The organism is Mycobacterium sp. pW045 (assembly GCF_041287085.1).
Classification (GTDB): Bacteria; Actinomycetota; Actinomycetes; order Mycobacteriales; family Mycobacteriaceae; genus Mycobacterium; species Mycobacterium algericum_A.
In genome coordinates this window covers 53,341-72,207 of record NZ_JBGGKU010000004.1, presented here as the reverse complement: position 1 = coordinate 72,207, position 18,867 = coordinate 53,341, and the positions used below count along the sequence as shown (strand labels likewise).

The window sequence follows — 18,867 nt, the reverse complement described above, 5'->3', positions numbered from 1 at the left end:
AGCTGCTGTGGCGGGCTAGGCATTTGCTGTGCGGTCTGTGGCCGGAAGAAACACGGCTGGTGGGACGTCCTCTGCCCTATTCCGAGATCTTGAAACGTCAGAGCTGCTAGTTTGCTGTGAAGGTAGTTGCCAAGCCTCTGGGAAGGCGCCGATGGTGCCCCGTCTTAGCCCCAGCTGGGGGATAATGGCCGCCCCGAACGTCACCGACCGCTGATAACCCCGCGTTGGCCAACCGTCAACAGTCGGGAGCTGCGCATGTCAACCGGTGTATTCGGCAACGGCCACCGTGATGACCCGGTGCCCATCGAGCCGACGCCGTCGCGTCCCGGTTCGAGATTCATCGCGGTATCGGCCCGGCGATTCGGCGTTCACGTTTGCAGCGCGGATGTCAGGGTGACTGCGTAGAAGTGGCGGACGCTGGGGGAAGGGCTACCATGCGAGTGTTCGTCCCGCCCCAAACTGCCTCGTCCTGTCATTGAGTCGGATTCACGCTGCACCAGTTCCGGCAGCGCTTTACCCCAACCGTTTTGAGCCGCTGCCGAGAGACCTGATCCATGCAACAGAGCCTGACCGTTCCGGTCGAGAAGCCTCGCAATGGCGTGGCCGGTCTCAAGCACTGGCGCTACGATCTGCGGTCGGGTTTTACGGTGGCCATGATCTCGCTGCCGTTCTCGATGGGAATCGCGATCACCTCGGGCGCGCCGCCGATCTGCGGGATCGTATCGGCGATCATCGCCGGTTTTGTCCTGCCGTTCCTGGGCGGCTCGTATGTGACCATCAGCGGCCCGGCGGCGGGACTGGCGCCGGCCCTGTTCGCCGGCATGATCATGCTGGGAGAGGTCCGCCTGGGCGACGACGCCTCGGAATCCGAGTTGCTTGCGGTGGGTTACCCCCTGGTTCTGGTAGCCATCGCCCTTGCGGGCGTGGTGCAGGTGATCCTTGCCAGGTTGAAGGTGGCCCGCTTGAGCGCCATCTTCCCGGCCGCGGCCATTCAGGGCATGTTGTGCGCGATCGGCCTGATGATCATCGCCAAGCAGATCCCGCTGTTCCTGGGTGTCACATTCGAGGCCCGCGAATTCTGGGCGATCCTGGGCGAAGTGCCCAGCCGTGTCGGGTCGATGAACCCTGCGGTCTTCGGCCTGGGGGTCGGCTGCCTGGCGGGACTTTTCGTGCTGACGGCGATTTCTGGGCGGCTGCTGAAGGTCATGCCGCCACCGGTCTGGGTGTTCGTCGCCGGCACGCTCGCCAGCGTATTCATCCTGAAGCTGGACGAGCACTACCTGATCAACGTCCCAGGTTCGCTCATGGACGGGGTGGTCCTACCCGAGTTCGGAACGGCGTTCGCCCATCCCGAACTATGGCTGCCGCTGGTCTATCTGGTCGTCACCCTGGTCTTGATCGACGGGACCGAGTCCCTGGCGACGATCGCGGCAGTGGACAAGATCGACCCGTTTCGTCGCCGTTCCGACCCGGATCGGACCCTGCTGGCCATGGGCGCGTCTAACGTCGCATCCAGCGCGCTCGGTGGCTTGACCATCATCCCCGGCATGGTCAAGAGCACGGCCAATATCATGGGCGGCGGCCGCACCCAGTGGGCCAACTTCTACAACGCCTGTTTCCTGCTGGTGTTCGTGCTGCTGTGCACCGACCTGATCAACCTGGTCCCTTTGACGGTGTTGGCCGCCGTCTTGGTGTTCATCGGCTACAAACTGTGTAGGCCCGCGGTTTGGCTCAATGCCGCCCGGGTAGGGACGGAGCAGTTCGTCGTCTTCGCGACCACTGTGCTCGTGACGGTGACGACGGATCTGCTCATCGGTATTTTCGCCGGCGTCGCCGCGGAATTGATACTGAATCTCTGGTTGGTGGGCCTTTGGCACACGGTGCGCAACGGCTCGGATTCGGCCAAGCCGAACCTTGTCGGCCGCTTCCTCGGTCTGTTCCGCAATCCGGTGTCGCGACGGGAATTCGATGACGGTGTCTACCACCTGTACCTGGATGGTTCGCTGGTGTGTTTCAACCTGTTCCACGTAATTCGGGAGTTGGGGCAGCTGCCGCAGGATACCCGGGCGGTACACCTGCACTTGAGCTTGCGCGTGCCCCTCGTCGATCACACGACAAATGGATCCCTTCGTTCGTTCCTGGAGGAGTTCAGCGGCCAAGGACAGAGTCCGACGCTGGTGATCGAGGGATGGGACCACATGCGGCCGCTCTCCAAACACGAGACGAGCACCCGAATCGCCCTGGCCGGCCTCGAGGAGTTAGGGAGCCCTCACGCAACGGATTTACGGGCCCCCGCTCCACGGGAAACATCAGGAGATGCCGAATCTCCTCGCTACCAGACGCCGCCGTCACGCCAGTCGCAGGCCAGGTCTGAGGTGGTGTCCAGGTCGACCTCTATTGGCATCACAAAAACGGTGCCGTCCGCTTCGGGGGTCCGCTGCGGCCCGGTCGGAGACAGCACCGACGTCGGCCCGCGCCACGGCAGCCAACCGCGCGAACTGTAGATCCGCCGGCTGAGCTCGGCCGAACTGAGCGCACCGACTTCGAAGGCGCCCCGGATCACCTGTTCGCAGGCATCCAACACCGCAGTCGCCAAGCCTTTGCCCCGGTGGTCCTCGGCGACCGCGACCGCCTCCACGTAGCCGCAACGCAGCGATCTGCCGCGGTACAGCAGGTGGCGCCGGACCACTGCACCGTGGGCGATAAGGATGCCGCGGCGCCAGATGAGGGCGTGCATACCGCCGAGCGCGTGCTGCCAGTGGCCGCCGGGGGGCGCGTCACCGGAGGCACCGAAGGCGCGGTCGACCAGTTGGCGGGCACCGCGACGGGTGTCGTCGTCCAGATCGGAGGTGTGGATCAGGCGTGCGGTGTTGACCTGGCCGAACACCCGCCGGCCTACCAGCTCGAGTGGTCGGACGGATGGTGACGCGGACGCGACCAGTGCATCCGCACGGTCTGTCCGGGCCTGATCTGCCCCAGCGTGTCGATGTCCTCCTCGACCACCACACCGACCACCGGGTAGGCGCCGGTGACCGGGTGGTCCGGGCCGAGGATGATCGGGAAACCGTTCGGTGGAACCTGGATAGCGCCGCGATCGGCGCCCTCGGCGGGTAGCTGCCGTTCCGGCCACCGGTACTCCAGCGGCATCCCCACCAGCCGCATCCCGACACGGTCACTGCGGTTGGTGACCAGCCAGTTGGTGCGCACCATGACGTCGGGGTCGACGAACCAATCATCGCGGGGGCCGGGGGTCACCCGCAGCTCGACTACGTCGTCGGGGATCGTCGCCACCGGTGCCTGGTCGATCTCCGGATAGTCGCCGGTTCGTTCGCCGATCTGCAGTACATCGCCGTCGCGCAACGGTGCCGGGCCGATCGCGGCCATCACGTCGTAGCTGCGCGAGCCCAGTACGGGGGTGACCTCGATGCCCCCGCGTACCGCGAGGTAGGTTCGCAGGCCGGACCGGGGGGTGCCCAGTGAGATCAGCTGTCCGTCGTGGACGCGCTGAATACTGTTGGTGCCGAAGGTAACACCGTCGACTTCTGGATCGGTGTCGGCGCCGGTGACCGCGATGTCGACATCGCCGCCGTGAACGCGCGCGGCGAATCCGCCGAACGCGACCTCGATGGTGGCCCGATCGTCGGGATTGGCCACCAGACGGTTGGCCAGCTGGTGCGACCGGCGATCGGCGGCACCGGACCGGGTGACACCCAGATGGCCCAGCCCGGTCCGGCCCAGGTCCTCGACCAAGGCCAGCGGGCCGGTACGCAGTATCTCCAACGTGGTCATGTCATCCTCCCGTCACACGGCCCGGAATTGCACCGTCAGGCCCGGTGTCAGCAGCGCCGGGTTGGGCCGTTGCAGGTCCCACAGCACCGCGTCCGTGCGACCGATCAACTGCCAGCCGCCCGGCCACTGGCGCGGGTAGACCCCGCTGAACTGTCCGGCCAGCGCCACCGAGCCGGCCGGAACGGTGTCGCGCAAGTCGGCGCGGCGCGGCACTTCCAGCCGCGGGTCGCCGCCGATCAGGTAGGCGAAGCCCGGTGTGGAGCCGCCGAATCCGACCCGCCACGGCGTCGTGGTGTGAGCGTTGATCACCTGGGCGACGGTCAAGCCGGTACGCTCGGCCACCTCGGCGAGGTCGGCGCCGTCGTAGACCACGTCGATCACCACATCGATGGCGGCATCATGCGCGGTGGGTTCGAGCTCGCCCGGTTCGACGGTCAGTTTGGCCAGCCGTCGCCGCACGGTTGCCTGGTAACCGGGCGCGGCCAGTTTCACGAAGACGGTGTGCGACGCCGGGATGATGTCGACCACCCCGGGCAGCGCTTCGGCGGTCAGGGCCCGCAAGGCTGAGGTCCATGCCAGCACGTCGGCGGTCCGGTCGAACTGCAACAGCAGCGCGCAGTCGCCGTAGTCGAGGATGCTGTCGGCCTGGGTGTGATTCGTGAAATCCAGTGTCGCGCTCATGCCCCCGACCGTAGTCGCGGAAAGTGAGCTAGGCCACATTTCTGGCGGCTATGCCAGAGGCGTCTTACCGAATACGCAGAGTTCAGGCCGGTTCGACGGTGCGGCCGAGGTGCGCCCCGAGCAACTCGGAGGCCTTGGCGGCCGACCGGCCGATCGGATCGGTCATCGGTTAGCCGATCACTCTGGCGATGAGGCCGGGCAATTGGTCGGCCACCAGTGGGTAGCTCAGCGGGGAGGCGAAGGCGATCGCGCCGGCCTGCTCCTTGGTGGTGAAGACGCTGCGCGACTGGTACGTGGCGATCTCTGGATCGTCGAGCAGCGCCGCGCGTTCGTCGTCGCCGTCGGTGGTCCAGATCAGTACGTCAGCGGCGCCGAGAACCGCGCCGATCCGGTCATGCTCGATCACCGCAGGTGTGTCGGCAACGGTCAGCCCCAGCTGCGAGAGGAACTCGGCACGCCAGCCGGTGCTGGTGGCGACGTTTCCATGGTCGAGGCGGCCCGCCAGCAGCAGCACCGTCTTGCCCTTGAAACCGGGGTGTGCCGCGGCGACTTCGGCGAACCTGGCGTCGACGCCGTCGACCAGTTTCCGCATCTGCTGCGCCTGATGCACCGCCTGGCCGATGGCCGCCGCCTGGATCTTCCAGGGCTCGAAGAAGGCATCGCCGCCCGACTGCGGCACGGTCGGCGCGATCGCCGACAGCTTCTGGTAGGTGTCGGCGTCCACTCCGGCGTTGGTCGCGATGATCAGGTCCGGCTTGAGTTCGGCGATCTGGGCGACCGCGATCCCGTTGTCCAGGTCCAGCACCACGGGTTCGGCGTCACCGAGGCGCTGTTGCGCCCAGGGCCACACCGCGAACGGCTGATCGCCGAACCAGTTGGTGACCGCGATCGGCACCACACCCAACGCGAGCAGGTCGTCCTGGCCGGTGTAGCCGGCGGACACCACCCGCTTGGGCGGTTCCGGCACGGTGGTCTCGCCGAAGAGATGCGCGATGGTCACCGGGCCCGGCGCGCCGGCGTCCGGATGGTCCCCCGACGAACAGGCCGCCAGCAGCGCGGCGCCCCCCGCCGCGCCGCAGAGGCCGAGGAAGCCGCGCCGGCTCCACTGGTCCCGCATTGCGCGAGATTAACGCTGATCAGCGAGGTTCGCCATACCCGCCGCCGCCGGGCGTCTCGATCACCAGCACATCGCCGGGCGCCACGTCGGTCGAGTCGCAGCCCGCCAGCTCGGTCACCCCGCCGTCGGCGCGCACCACCCGGTTGTGCCCCAGCGCCCCCGGCGATCCCCCGGCCATGCCGTAGGGCGCCACCGTCCGATGTCCCGACAGCACACTGACGGTCATGGGCTCGCGGAACTCGATGCGCCGCAGCCCGCCGTCGCCGCCGGTCCAGCGCCCCGAGCCGCCGCTGCCGCGCCGGATAGCGAACTCGCGCAACAACACCGGGAAACGCATCTCGAGTACTTCCGGGTCGGTGAGGCGGGAGTTGGTCATGTGGGTCTGCACCACCGAGGCGCCGTCGAAGCCGTCGCCGGCGCCGGAGCCGGAGCCGAGTGTCTCGTAGTACTGGTGGCCGGCATTGCCGAACGTGACGTTGTTCATCGTGCCGGAACCTTCGGCCTGCACCCGCAGCGCGGCCAGCAGTGCCCCGGTGATCGCCTGGGAGGTTTCGACGTTTCCGGCCACCACCGCGGCCGGGTAGCCCGGCGCCAGCATCGACGCGGCCGGAATCGTGATACGCAGCGGGCGCAGGCAGCCGTCGTTGATCGGGATGTCGTCTTCGACGAGGGTGCGGAACACGTAGAGCACCGCGGCGGTCGCGACCGACGACGGCGCGTTGAAGTTCGTCGCCAACTGGGGTGAGGTTCCGCCGAAGTCGATGGTGGCGCTGCGGGCGGCGCGGTCGACGGTCACCCGCACCGCGATCGTCGCGCCGGAGTCCATCACATAGCGGTATTCACCGTCGTCGAGGGAGTCGATCACCCGGCGCACCGCCTCCTCGGCGTTGTCCTGGACGTGACGCATGTAGGCCTGCACGACATCCAGGCCGAAATGATCGATCATCGCCCGGATCTCGTCGATGCCCTTCTGATTGGCGGCGACCTGTGCGCGCAGGTCCGCGAGGTTGGTGTCGGGGCTGCGTGACGGGAACCGGCCACCGGTGAGCAGCGATCGGGTCTGCGCTTCGCGGAACCGGCCGTCGTCGACCAGAAGCCAGTTGTCGAACAGCACCCCTTCCTCGTCGACGGTACTGCTGTCGGCCGGCATGGAACCCGGTGTGGTTCCGCCGATTTCGGCGTGGTGACCGCGGGAGGCGACGAAGAACAACACCGGGTCGTCCGGGTTCGCCCAGTCGCGGTAGACCGGGCTGATGACGGTGATGTCCGGCAGGTGGGTACCGCCGTGGTAGGGGTCGTTGACCGCGTAGACCTGACCGGGCCGTAGCTGCCCGGCTCGCCGGGCGATCACCTCCTTGACGGTGGCGCCCATCGACCCCAGGTGCACCGGGATGTGCGGTGCGTTGGCGACCAGGTTCCCGTCCGCGTCGAACAGTGCGCAGGAGAAGTCCAGTCGTTCACGAATATTCACCGATTGAGCGGTGGCCTCCAGCCGGGTGCCCATCTGTTCGGCGATGGCCATGAATAGGTTGTTGAAGATCTCCAGCAACACCGGATCGGCGTGAGTCCCGGCATCATCCGGCGCCGCGGCCGCCGCCCGTCGCAGCAGCAGCTGCCCGTCGGCGGTCCGCTGCGCCTGCCACCCGTCGTCGACGATGGTGGTGGCGTTGTCTTCGGCGATGATGGCCGGCCCGGACACGACGTCGGCCGGGGTGATCACCTCCCGCCGGTACAGCGGCGCGTCACGCCAACTGCCGCCGGTGTAGAGCCGAACGGTCTCGGGGGAGTGCCGTCCGGTGCCCGAAGCTGCCTGATCGGCCAGCTCGGGCTGTTCGGTGAGGCCTGTTGCCTCGACCGCGACCGCCTCGGCGATCAGCGGACGCTCCATCAGAAACGAGTACATGCTGCGGTGGATGTCCTCGAATGCCGCCGTCATCTGCGCGACGCCGTCCAGTTCGACGGGGATGGCGGTGTCGGTGCCCTGGTAGCGCAGGTGAACCCGCCGTGTCACTCGGATCCGGTCGGCCGGAACGTCTTGGTCGGTAAGGGCGGCGCGTGCCTGCCGTTCCAGACCGTCGGCGACGTCGCCGAGTTCGGCTGCCGCCGAGTCCAGCCGGGCCTCGACGGAGCGCTCCCGTATCACGGTGGTGTCGGCCAGCCCGATTCCCAGCGCGGACAGCACGCCGGCCATCGGCGGCACCAGCACCGTGCGGATGCCGAGTTGGTCGGCGACAGCACAGGCGTGCTGGCCACCGGCCCCGCCGAAGGTGGTCAGGGCGTAGCGGGTGATGTCGTGCCCCTTGGCCACCGAGATCTTCTTGACCGCGTTGGCCATATTCGCCACCGCGATCCGCAGGAACCCTTCGGCGACCTGCTCGGGGCTGCGGGCCGCAGGGTTATCGCCGGTGGCCGCGTGGATTGCGGCGGCCAGGTCGGAGAAGCCCCGGCGCACCGCTGCCGCGTCCAGCGGCTCGTCGCCGGAGGGGCCGAACACCGGTGGGAAATGCGCCGGCTGGATACGCCCGAGCAGCACGTTGGCGTCGGTGACGGTCAGCGGGCCACCGCGCCGGTAGCAGGCCGGTCCCGGGTCGGCGCCCGCGGATTCCGGCCCCACCCGGTATCGGCTGCCGTCGAAGTGCAGGATCGAGCCGCCGCCGGCGGCGACGGTGTGGATGTGCAGCATCGGCGCGCGCAGTCGAACCCCGGCGACCTCGGTGGTGAACACCCGCTCGTAACCGCCCGACGCCGCGCTGTAATGCGATACGTCGGTGGAGGTTCCACCCATGTCGAAGCCGATCACCGCGTCGAATCCGGCCAGCTCCGACATCCGGACCATGCCCACGATCCCTCCGGCGGGCCCGGACAGGATCGCGTCCTTGCCGCGGAAGTGATCGGCCGCGGCCAGCCCGCCGTTGGATTGCATGAACATCAGCCGTACCCCGCGCAGTTCGTCGGCCACCTGGGCGACGTAGCGGCGCAGCACCGGGGACAGGTAGGCGTCGACGACCGCGGTGTCGCCGCGTGGAATCAGTTTCGGCAGCGGGCTGACCTCACCCGACAGCGAGATCTGGGTGAAGCCCAGCTGGTTGGCCAGCGCACCGATCGCCTGTTCGTGCGCCGGGTTGCGATAACTGTGCAGGCACACCACCGCCACTGAGCGGATCCCGTCGGCGTGGGCGGCGCGCAGCGCCTCGCCCAGCGAGTCCAGATCCGGTGCGCGCAGCACGCTGCCGTCGGCGCCGATACGCTCGTCGACCTCCACGGTCCGCTCGTAGAGCTGGTCGGGCAGCACGATGTTGCGGTCGAAGATGCGGGGCCGGTTCTGGTAGGCGATGCGCAGCGCATCGCCGAACCCGCGGGTGATGACCAGCAGAGTGCGTTCCCCGGCGCGCTCCAGCAGGGCGTTGGTGGCCACCGTGGTGCCCATCCGCACTGCGTCGACGGTGCCGGGTGGAATCGGCGCGCCGTCGGGGATCTGCAACAGGGCGCGGATTCCGGCCACCGCGGCGTCGGGGTACCGGCCGGGGTTCTCCGAGAGCAGTTTGTGGGTGAGCAGGCGCCCATCGGGCCGTCGGGCCACGATGTCGGTGAAGGTGCCGCCCCGGTCGATCCAGAACTGCCACGTCGTCGACACGGCCCCTATTGTGCCCAACCGCCGGTCGGCCGGGGCGTGGACGCCGGATCGGAGGGCCGCGGGCTGGTCAGCAGGGACACCGCGAACTCGCCGTAGGCGTGTGCGGTCTGTTCGGGTGTGGCGGGACCGGCGGCGTTGAACCACTGCGGCAGCGACGTGCACATGGTCGCGATGGCGCGCCCGGCGATGCGGCGGTCGGCGGCGTCGCCGAGCACTGTCGCGACACCCGCGACGGCACTGACGTCTGCTTCCGCTGCTGCCCGGTCGATCGCGGCATCGAGCATGTGCTGCACTTTGTTTCGCGATTCGGTGATGCGTCTCCGGTTGGCCGGATTCAGGCTGCGCATCTCGCTTGCTCCGATGAACGCCAGCTTCTGGCGATGGGTATGGAACAGCGCCAGCGCCTCGACGATGCGCCGCACCTGCTCGATGCCGGTTGACGCGCCGGTGCGCGCGGCCGCAACACGCCAGTGCAGTTCGGCCATGGTCGCGTCCAGTATCGCGACCAGCAGTGCCTGCTTGTCGGGGTAGTGGTGGTAGATGCCGGGCACGCTCATGGCCGCGCGTGCGGCAACATCGCGCATGGTGCTGCCGTGGTAACCGGTGTCGACGAAGGCATCGATGGCCGCGCGCAGCACGGTGTCCAGAACCAACGGCGGAAACGTTCGCCAGTCGCGCTGGGGCGACCCCGGCTGCGCCGCGGCTCGATCCGAGCCGGGAGCGGCTATGCCGGCGCCGCCGCTCAGGAGTTGCGGGGCCGTCACGCCCAGCGCCTGCGCATACTGCTGCAGCCGTGCCACCGAGATCCCGGTCTTGCCGTTCTCGACCGCGCTGACGGTGGCCGCGCTGAGCTGCAGACGCTGTGCGAGTTCCCGCACGGTCATGCCCTTCGCCCGACGCGCCGCGCGGATCGCACCGCCGCACGAGGCGGTCGTATCCACCGTCATGTTCAGCATTACTGAACTATAGCCACTTGCGATCTGCTTTACCGTCACCCGTTTTGACTGAACAGCGCCTTCTGTGTCACAGTCCGTACTGTTCGGACCGAACGATTGGTCGGTCAAGTGACGGTGCTGATGGAGTGACATGGCAATCGAGCTGAGCTACTCGCCGGAGGTGACGGCGCTCGTCGAGAAGACGCGGGCATTCATCGAGGACGCGGTGTTGCCGGTCGAGGACCGCTACGGCGGGGACATCGCCGCGGCCGGCGGTGACGCCGTGATCAAGGAGCTGCAGGCGGCGGCACGGCAAGCTGGGGTGTTCGCGCCGCATGCTCCGGTCGAGTACGGCGGCCTGGGCCTGAACATGTCCGACCGGGCGCCGGTGTTCGAGGCCGCCGGGTACTCACTGTTCGGTCCGGCAGCGGTGAATATCGCGGCCCCGGATGAGGGCAATGTCCATCTGCTGGCGGAGGTGGCCAGCGCCGAGCAGAAGGCGCGCTACCTGGCCCCGCTGGCGGCCGGCGACGTGCGGTCGGCGTTCGCGATGACCGAACCCGCGCCGGGGGCAGGATCGGATCCGGCCGCGCTGACCACCAAAGCCGAACGCCGGTCGGGGGATTGGTACATCAGCGGGCGCAAGTGGTACATCACCGGTGCCGATGGCGCCGCGTTCTTCATCGTGATGGCCCGGACATCCGGGGAGCCCGGGCAGCGCGGCGGGGCGACCATGTTCCTGGTGCCCGCCGACGCCGCGGGCCTGACCGTCGGCAGGCACCTGCAGACCCTCGACCGGTCCATGGTCGGCGGTCACTGCGAGGTGCTCTTCGACGACGTCCGGGTGTCCGACGACGCGGTGCTCGGTGAGGTCGACCGCGGCTTCGAGTACGCCCAGGTCCGCCTTGGTCCCGCGCGGATGACCCATGTGATGCGCTGGCTGGGCGCGGCCCGTCGCGGACACGACACCGCGCTGGCCCATGTGGTGGAGCGGCAAGCCTTCGGATCCGCTCTCGGTGAGCTGGGCATGATCCAGAACATGGTGGCCGACAACGAGATCGACATCGCCGCCACCCGGGCGCTGCTGGTGCGGGCGTGCTGGGAACTGGATCAGGGCTCTGGTGCAGCAGATGCGACGTCGATCGCCAAGACTTTCGCCGCCGAGGCGATCTTCCGCATCGTCGACCGCAGCGTGCAGATGTGCGGCGGACTCGGGGTCACCGAGGACCTGCCGCCGGCCCGGCTGTCCCGGGAAGTGCGCCCGTTCCGGGTCTACGACGGCCCCTCGGAGGTGCACCGCTGGGCCATCGCCAAGCGTCGGGTCGGTGCGGCCAAGCGGGCGCTCAAGGCGACCCAGCAGTGACGGTCGAAGGCTTGGATGCCGCTGCGCTGCGTCGGTACCTCATCGACAGCGGCGTTCCGGTTCACGGCGAGCTGGCCGTCGACCTGATCGCCGGCGGGCGGTCGAACCTGACCTTCAAGGTCAGCGACGACGTGTCGGCGTGGGTGGTCCGCAGGCCTCCGCTGGCCGGTCTCACCCCGTCGGCCCATGACGTGGGCCGCGAATTCGTGGTCACCCGAGGCCTGTACGGCACCGCTGTGCCGATCGCCCGGCCGGTGGCCTTCGACGCCGACGGCACGGTGTGCGGCGCGCCGTTGACCGTGACGGAGTTCGTGACCGGCAAGGTCTACCGGCACAAGGACGATCTCGACGTGCTGTCGGATGCGGACCTGGCGGCCAACGCCACCGCGCTGGTGCGGGTGCTCGTGGATCTGCACGCCGTCGACTACCGCGCCGTCGGGCTGGAGTCCTTCGGCAGGCCGGACGGGTTCCTGGAGCGCCAGGTGCGACTGTGGGCACGCCAGTGGGAACTGGTCAAGACCCGCGAGATCGACGACGTGGCACCGTTGGCCGCCGCGCTCGCCGACGCCGTTCCGCAGACCCCGGAATCGTCGGTGGTGCACGGCGACTTCCGCATCGACAACACCATCTGCGATCCGGATCATGCGGACGTCATCCGCGCGGTCGTGGATTGGGAGTTGTCCACCCTGGGTGACCCGCTCACCGACATCGCGCTGATGTGCGTCTATCGGTCAGCGGCCTTCGACCGCGTCTTCGGCCACCCCGCCGCCTGGACCAGTGAGCGGCTGCCCTCCGCCGATACACTCGCCGAAGAATACGCGCGGCGGTCCGGACGTGACCTGGGGCAGTGGAATTTTTACCTGGCGCTGGCGAACTTCAAGATCGGTGTCATCGCCGAGGGCATCACCCACCGGGCCCAGCACGGCGCGAAAGACGTGCTCAACGCCGGCGAAGCGGCGCAGGCCACGCCGGAGTTCATCGCCGCGGCACGAAAAGCGTTGAAGCGCTGCTGAATCTACGAAAGGTGACTCACGTGAGCGTACTGGACAAGTTCCGGATGGACGGCCGGGTCGCGGTGGTGACCGGGGCATCCTCAGGCCTGGGCGTGCATTTCGCCCGGGCCTTTGCCGAGGCGGGGGCTGATGTCGTGTTGGCGGCGCGGCGGGTGGAGAAACTCGCCGCGGCCGCCGAGCTGGTCGCGGCCACGGGACGCACCGCCCTGCCGGTGGCGACCGACATCGCCGACCCGGATGCCGCGACCAATATGGTCGAGGCCGCCATGCAGCGGTTCGGCCGCGTCGATGTGCTGATCAACAACGCCGGTATCGGAACGGCGCACCCCGCCACCCGCGAGACCCCGGAGCAGTTCCGCGAAGTGATCGACATCAACCTCAATGGGGCCTACTGGGCCGCACAGGCCTGCGGACGGGTGATGCAGCCCGGTTCGTCGATCGTCAACATCTCCAGCATCCTCGGGCTGACCACCGCGGGACTGCCGCAAGCGGCGTATGCCGCGAGCAAGGCCGGCCTGATCGGTCTGACCCGCGACCTGGCTCAACAGTGGGGCAGCCGGAAGGGTATCCGGGTCAACGCGATTGCGCCGGGCTTCTTCCAGACGGAGATGACCGACCAGTACCGTCCGGGCTACCTGGAGAGCATCGCGCACCGCATCGTGCTGGGACGGATGGGTGATCCCGAGGAACTCGCGGCCACGGTGGTGTGGCTTGCCTCCGACGCCGGCGGTTACGTCACCGGGCAGACGCTGGCCGTCGACGGTGGCTTCACCATCAACTGAATCAGCTGAGGTCGGCGAACCGGATCGAGCTCGGCGCCTTGCTCTCGGGTCTCAATCGTTGAAGTCCCGGATCACCATGTAGAAGGTCGGTGGCGGCTACTCGGCGCCGTCGTGGTGATTCGGCCGTGGCACGAGCGTCGGCGGGACCAACTGCCCGGGCTGGGGCCAGTTGCTGAACGCCTCGGCGTAGCTATGGCTCATCAGCTCGAGCACGGTGCCCCACGGATCCATGGAGTAGGCCAGCGTCCACGGTCGGCCGGGCACGAACTGGTAGGGCGACGCCACCAGGGTGCCGCCGTACTCGACGATGCGGTCGATCATGGCTGGAACGTCTGGATGCGTGATGCACAGCTGCCAGAGCCCAGCGGCAGCCCATGGCAGCGTTTCTCGCTGCGGCGGCAGTTCCCCGGCCGGCGGGTCAATGAACTGGAAGAGTTCGATTCCCACCGAGTTTCCGGTGAGCAGGTGCGCTTGCCACGCTCGGCGAAAGTGGGCGCCGAACACCGACGACGCCTCGGGATGTCCGGCAGCGGTGAGTTCGCGTGGACCCATGATGCACCGGAAGCCGAAGACGGCTCCGTACCAGTCGATGGCGGCGTGAATGTCCGGGACTGTCAGCCCCACGTGGTTGATGGCGAGTGTGGCGGGCGATGTCACGGTCATAGCGGCCTCCGTCTCGTTAATGTGCAGTATAGCGCACACCGGCGCGGCGCGAAGATGCCAGTAAAGACTGTAATATGTACAGTTGGTGTCCGTAATACTACACACGTGGAGTGACGGTGGCTGACGAATCAGATGACCGCGCAGCGAAGGGGCCCACCAGCGACCTCGGTGGACGGATTCGCCGTATCCGCACCGCGCGCGGTTTGTCGGTACGCGAACTCGCCGGTCGGGCGGGATGTTCGCCAAGCCTGCTCTCCCAGGTGGAACGCGGCGTGACCACACCCTCGGCTCGCGTGGTCTACGCAGTGGCGCACGAACTGGGTACCACCCTGGATGAGTTGTTCGGTGCGCCGGCCGTCGACGCGGCTCCCGCCGTAGCGGCCGAGTCGTGGGGAAGGGCGACCGGCCCGGACGGAGCGGGAATCGTGCAACGCGCCGATGATCGGCGCAGCATCGATCTTTCCTCGGGCGTTCGCTGGGAGCGCCTCACCGCCGGCCACGACAGCAAGGTCGACTTCCTCAAAGTCGTCTATGGACCGGGCGGCCAGTCCTCGGAAAACGGCCAAGCCATTCGACACGACGGCCGGGAGTACCTCTATGTCTTGCAGGGCGAAATCGAAGCTGTCCTCGGGTTCGAGACCGTACGGTTGCGCGAAGGGGATTCCGTTGCGTTCGACCCCGCGACACCGCATCGGTACCGCAACCCGACCGCCGACACAGTTCAGGTGCTGTCGGTCGTCGTACACCTGTAGCACCCGCCGCAATGAAGGAGAAAGATGTTGACGGACAGCGAAAATCGTGTCGGATTCATCGGGGCGGGGAACATGGGTACCGCGATGGCGGCGCGCCTGATCGACGCCGGCTATGACGTGACGGTGTGGAGTCGCACTGCGGCCAAGACAGCTGCTCTCGTCGAACGCGGCGCAACCCGTGGCGCAGACCCGGAGGACGCTATCGGAACCGGCGTGGTCTTCTCGATGTTGAGCAACGACGACGCGGTCCGGCAGGTCTTCACCCCCGAGAGGCTGACCGGCGCCCCCGACGGGTTCATCCATGTCAACCACGCCACGATCAGTCCCGCGACTGCACGCGAATTCGCCTCTGCGGCAACGCAACGAGGCAGTCGATATGTGAGCGCACCGGTTCTCGGCCGACCGGAAGCGGTGGCGGGCGGCAACCTCACGATTCTGGCCTCCGGCGATCCGGAGAGCCGTGCGGTGGTCAGGGCTCCGCTCGAAGCGATGAGCAGGCGGATCCACGACTTCGGGCCTTCGGCGGAATCGGCTCCCGCCGTCAAGATCTCGGCCAATTACCTGATCATTCACGCGCTACAGGCGCTCGCCGAATCGGTCACCATGCTCGAAGCTCTCGGTCTCGACGCGGAAGCGTTCGTCGGACTGATCAACGATTCCGTCTTCCCTGGACCGGTATACGGCGGATACGGGCGCGCTATCGCCACCGGTAGTTACACGCCGCCGGGGTTCACCAGCAGGCTGGGACTCAAGGACCTTCGGCTGGCCCTCGGCATGGCCGAGGACCTGAAGGTCGAGCTGCCTACCGGCACGGTGCTGCAAGCAATCTTCGAGGAGGCCGTCGAACACGTCGGCGCCGACTTGGACTGGGCCAGTATCGCCGAGGTCACCCGCCGACGCGCCGGCTGATCAGCCGGGTGGCCCACGACTCCAACGCCCTGGTGTTGCCCGCCCATCTCGGCGGGCACGGTGGCGCCGAAGTCATCCGTGACGGAACGGGTTTCGACATCAAGGCGTGGGCGCCATTCGACCCGGTCTGAAATCGGAATAACCATGTCCGACCCGATGGTGGCCGCCGAGTCGGGAGCCGCTCGCGGCCTCCGGTTTTTCGGACCTGGGTAGTCTGCGCTGATGAGCGTATATCCGCTGAAGCAGCTGTACCCGGGTGCCCAGGCCCCCGTTGCTCGCGAGGACCTTCCGCACCAGTACGTCGACCTCGTGCACAGCTGAATGCCTGACGACATCGCCGCGATGCTGTTGGCCCGCGTCGGCGACCGGCATCCGGGATTGCGCACCCGCCAGCAGGACTGGAGCTGGGACGAGGTGGTGCGCGAATCCGCCGCGCGTGCTGAGTGGGCCGCCGAACTCCGCCGTGATGGGCCCTTCCACATCGGGGTGCTGCTGGACAACACTGAAGATTTCGTGTTCTGGCTCGGCGCCGCCGCGCTGGCGGGTGCGGCGATCGTCGGGATCAATCCCACTCGCGGCGATGCCGAACTGGCCGCGGAGGTCCGCCACGCCGATTGCCAGCTGATCGTCACCGATACTGCCGGATTCGATCGACTGCGCGGTCTGGACCACGGCCTGGACCCCGACCGGTTCCTGGTGACCGACGAACCGCACTACGCCGAACGGGTGCGCGCGCACCGAGGGGAGCCGGCCGCTGCGCCCGGCGTCGGCCCGGAGTCACTGCTGCTGTTGTTGTTCACCTCCGGCACCACCGGCGCGTCGAAGGCGGTCAAGTGCAGCCAGGGCCGACTGGCCCGGATCGCCGAGGTGGCCACCGCCAAGTTCGGCCATGTGCGCTCCGACGTCGACTACTGCTGCATGCCGCTGTTCCACGGCAACGCGATCATGGCGCTGTGGGCGCCGGCGTTGGCCAACGGTGCCACGATCTGCCTGACACCGAAGTTCTCGGCGTCGCAGTTCCTGCCGGATGTGCGCTACTTCGGCGCGACGTTCTTCACCTATGTGGGAAAGGCCATGGGATATCTGCTGGCCACCGAAGAACATCCCGACGATGCCGACAACACCTTGGTCCGTGGTTTCGGCACCGAGGCATCACCGCAGGATCAGGCGGAGTTCCGCCGCCGGTTCGGCGCTGTGCTGCACGAGGGTTACGGGTCCAGTGAGGGCGGCAACGCCGCAGTACCCGACCCGGCGGCCCCACCCGGCGCGCTGGGTCGCCCGGCACACGCCGGTATCGCCGTGGTGGACCCGCAGACCCGCGCCGAATGCCCGGCGGCGGTCCTCGACGAGCACGGCCGGGTGACCAATGCCGACGACGCGGTCGGCGAGATCGTGGACAAGAACGGCGCCCGCGACTTCGAGGGCTACTACAAAAACGATGTTGCCGACGCCGACAAGGTCCGCGACGGCTGGTACTGGACCGGCGATCTCGGGTACCGCGACGAGGCCGGCTTCCTGTACTTCGCCGGCCGGCGCGGCGACTGGATCCGGGTCGACGGCGAGAACACCTCGGCGCTGACCATCGAACGGGTGTTACGCCGGCATCCGCTGGTCATCAGTGCCGGGGTGTACGCCGTGCCCGACCCCCGCTCGGGCGATCAGGTGATGGGTGCGATCGAGGTCGCCGACCCGGACGGGTTCGACACGACCGAGTTCGCGACCTACCTGGGCGCCCAGGCCGACCTCGGCAGCAAGGGCACACCGCGCTTCCTGCGGGTCTCGGCCAGGCTGCCGGTGACGGGATCGAACAAGGTGCTCAAACGTGAGCTGCAGGAACAACGTTGGCATACCGACGACCCGGTATATCGCTGGGAAGGGCGGGGTCGCCCGGTCTACACCCGGATGACCGACGATGACAAGCGGTCGCTGGACGCCGAATTCGTGACGTATGGGCGGCAGAGCTACCTGCGCCCGGGTTAGCTTCTCCTGTCTTCCCACGGGCTGTAGTCGGCGATCAGCTCCTCCTGCGGCGGGCGCTGCCCGGCCGGAACGTGCTGCAGGTTGATCCGGACCCGGTACCAGATCGAACTCGGGCCGCGCATACCGTCGAGCAGCACATCCTCGGGCGCCAGCCGGTTGGCCGCCGCGGCATGTTTTTCGCGCCAGACATCCAGGGCGGCCATCGCCTCGTCTTTGGTTTTGGTGCGGGCGATCTCGATCAGCGGCAGCGGCGATGCGCGCCGGCCACCGATGTTCTTGCGTGCTCCGCGCGGCGTCTTCTCTGCCGGGCCTTGCTCTTCGGCCAGTTCCAGCAGTGACTCCAAATCGCCGCTCGTGTCGTTCATGCCCGCCCAGGCATCGCCGATCTCAGCGAACCGCTGCGGCACGGTGTCCATGGTGAACGCCGCCGGGTCGGCGTCGGGCACCTCGTCCCAGTGCAGCGGCGTCGACACCCGGGCGTCGACGGTGGCACGCACCGAATAGGCCGAGGCGACCGTGCGGTCCTTGGCGTTCTGGTTGAAGTCCACAAAAACTCGAGCGCCGCGCTCTTCTTTCCACCACCGGCTGGTCGCCGACTGCGGCGTGCGCCGTTCGATCTCGCGGGCCACCGCCTGCGCGGCCAGTCGCACCTGCCGGAACTCCCATCGGGGTGCCAGCCGGGCGTAGATGTGCATACCCCGCGACCCGGACGTCTTCGGCCAGGCGGTCAGCCCGTGATCGGCCAGCACCTCCCGGGCCACCAGCGCCACTTCGACCATTTGTGTCCAGTCGACGCCGGGCATCGGATCGAGGTCGACCCGAAGCTCATCGGGGTGCTCCAGATCGCCGGCGCGCACCGGATGCGGATTGAGGTCCACGCAACCCAGGTTGATCACCCAGGCCAGCCCGGCTGCATCGTCGATGACGACCTCCTGCGCCGACCGGCCCGAGGCATAGTGCAGTTCGGCGACCGACACCCAGTCCGGGCGGTTGGCCGGTGCTCGCTTCTGGAAGACGGCCTCGGCGTCGATGCCGTCGACGAAACGTTTGAGGATCATGGGTCGCCCAGCCACCCCGGCCAGCGCGCCGTCGGCCACCGCCAGGTAGTAGCGAATCAGCTCCAGCTTGGTGCGCGAAGCGGTGCCGTCGCGTCCGGGGAACACCACCTTGTCCGGGTGGGTAACCGCCACCCGGTGTCCCGCCACGTCCAGCGACAATCCGCCGGCCATGACCGCCATGCTAGCCAGAG

General features: G+C 67.9%; 15 protein-coding genes and 1 pseudogene. 8 read left to right on the top strand and 8 right to left on the bottom strand.

Annotated features, from left to right (window positions below; translation table 11 throughout):
- Positions 1-554 precede the first annotated feature (554 nt).
- Positions 555-1,766: pseudogene (locus ACAG20_RS07445) on the top strand (SulP family inorganic anion transporter); the annotation flags it as partial.
- 566 nt (positions 1,767-2,332) lie between these two features.
- Here ACAG20_RS07445 and ACAG20_RS07440 read toward each other — a convergent pair.
- From ACAG20_RS07440 to ACAG20_RS07415, 6 genes are all read right to left on the bottom strand, one after another.
- Positions 2,333-2,887, bottom strand: a complete 555-nt coding sequence (locus ACAG20_RS07440) for a GNAT family N-acetyltransferase (RefSeq protein ID WP_370492131.1) — start codon at positions 2,885-2,887, stop codon at positions 2,333-2,335.
- Positions 2,888-2,895: 8 nt separating this feature from the next.
- The gene (locus tag ACAG20_RS07435; RefSeq protein WP_370492130.1) at positions 2,896-3,789 is read right to left on the bottom strand and encodes a 5-oxoprolinase/urea amidolyase family protein; all 894 of its coding nucleotides are present in this window, start codon (positions 3,787-3,789) and stop codon (positions 2,896-2,898) included.
- Positions 3,790-3,801: 12 nt separating this feature from the next.
- The gene (locus tag ACAG20_RS07430; RefSeq protein WP_112683896.1) at positions 3,802-4,470 is read right to left on the bottom strand and encodes an allophanate hydrolase subunit 1; all 669 of its coding nucleotides are present in this window, start codon (positions 4,468-4,470) and stop codon (positions 3,802-3,804) included.
- 169 nt (positions 4,471-4,639) lie between these two features.
- Positions 4,640-5,587: an ABC transporter substrate-binding protein gene (locus ACAG20_RS07425; RefSeq protein WP_112683895.1), complete on the bottom strand. Its 948-nt coding sequence runs from the start codon at positions 5,585-5,587 to the stop codon at positions 4,640-4,642.
- Positions 5,588-5,606: 19 nt separating this feature from the next.
- The gene (locus tag ACAG20_RS07420; protein ID WP_112683894.1) at positions 5,607-9,221 is read right to left on the bottom strand and encodes a hydantoinase B/oxoprolinase family protein; all 3,615 of its coding nucleotides are present in this window, start codon (positions 9,219-9,221) and stop codon (positions 5,607-5,609) included.
- A gap of 5 nt (positions 9,222-9,226) precedes the next feature.
- Positions 9,227-10,285, bottom strand: coding sequence for a TetR family transcriptional regulator (locus ACAG20_RS07415; protein ID WP_370492129.1), 1,059 nt, complete (start codon positions 10,283-10,285; stop codon positions 9,227-9,229).
- A 22-nt stretch (positions 10,286-10,307) separates the two neighbouring features.
- Here ACAG20_RS07415 and ACAG20_RS07410 point away from each other — a divergent pair, with 22 nt between their 5' ends.
- Genes ACAG20_RS07410 through ACAG20_RS07400 form a run of 3 tightly spaced genes read left to right on the top strand, consistent with a single transcriptional unit; the run spans position 10,308 to position 13,314 of the window.
- Positions 10,308-11,519 (top strand): acyl-CoA dehydrogenase family protein, encoded by a 1,212-nt coding sequence (locus ACAG20_RS07410; RefSeq protein ID WP_370492128.1) that lies wholly within the window; start codon positions 10,308-10,310, stop codon positions 11,517-11,519.
- The gene (locus ACAG20_RS07405) at positions 11,516-12,532 is read left to right on the top strand and encodes a phosphotransferase family protein (RefSeq protein WP_370492127.1); all 1,017 of its coding nucleotides are present in this window, start codon (positions 11,516-11,518) and stop codon (positions 12,530-12,532) included. Before ACAG20_RS07410 ends, ACAG20_RS07405 begins: the two co-directional genes overlap by 4 nt.
- Positions 12,533-12,552: 20 nt before the next feature.
- Positions 12,553-13,314: an SDR family NAD(P)-dependent oxidoreductase gene (locus ACAG20_RS07400; protein WP_370492126.1), complete on the top strand. Its 762-nt coding sequence runs from the start codon at positions 12,553-12,555 to the stop codon at positions 13,312-13,314.
- A 96-nt stretch (positions 13,315-13,410) separates the two neighbouring features.
- Here ACAG20_RS07400 and ACAG20_RS07395 read toward each other — a convergent pair whose 3' ends face one another.
- Positions 13,411-13,977, bottom strand: a complete 567-nt coding sequence (locus ACAG20_RS07395) for a VOC family protein (RefSeq protein WP_112683890.1) — start codon at positions 13,975-13,977, stop codon at positions 13,411-13,413.
- A 110-nt stretch (positions 13,978-14,087) separates the two neighbouring features.
- On the opposite strand from ACAG20_RS07395, the gene ACAG20_RS07390 reads away from it, so the two are divergent.
- The 4 genes from ACAG20_RS07390 to ACAG20_RS07375 all read left to right on the top strand — a co-directional run bounded on the left by ACAG20_RS07390 (position 14,088) and on the right by ACAG20_RS07375 (position 17,618).
- Entirely contained in the window at positions 14,088-14,729 is a 642-nt protein-coding gene (locus ACAG20_RS07390) for a helix-turn-helix domain-containing protein (protein ID WP_370492125.1), read from the top strand.
- 24 nt (positions 14,730-14,753) lie between these two features.
- Positions 14,754-15,638 carry an NAD(P)-dependent oxidoreductase gene (locus ACAG20_RS07385; protein ID WP_370492124.1) on the top strand — a complete coding sequence of 295 codons (885 nt, stop codon included), beginning with the start codon at positions 14,754-14,756 and terminating at the stop codon, positions 15,636-15,638.
- Positions 15,639-15,646: 8 nt separating this feature from the next.
- Positions 15,647-15,769, top strand: a complete 123-nt coding sequence (locus ACAG20_RS07380) for a hypothetical protein (protein ID WP_370492123.1) — start codon at positions 15,647-15,649, stop codon at positions 15,767-15,769.
- Positions 15,770-15,959: 190 nt separating this feature from the next.
- Positions 15,960-17,618, top strand: a complete 1,659-nt coding sequence (locus ACAG20_RS07375; protein WP_370492122.1) for an AMP-binding protein — start codon at positions 15,960-15,962, stop codon at positions 17,616-17,618.
- Here the strand turns inward: ACAG20_RS07375 and ligD are convergent.
- The gene (gene ligD, locus ACAG20_RS07370; protein ID WP_370492121.1) at positions 17,615-18,856 is read right to left on the bottom strand and encodes a non-homologous end-joining DNA ligase; all 1,242 of its coding nucleotides are present in this window, start codon (positions 18,854-18,856) and stop codon (positions 17,615-17,617) included. The two genes, ACAG20_RS07375 and ligD, sit on opposite strands and share 4 nt — an antisense overlap.
- Positions 18,857-18,867: the final 11 nt, after the last annotated feature.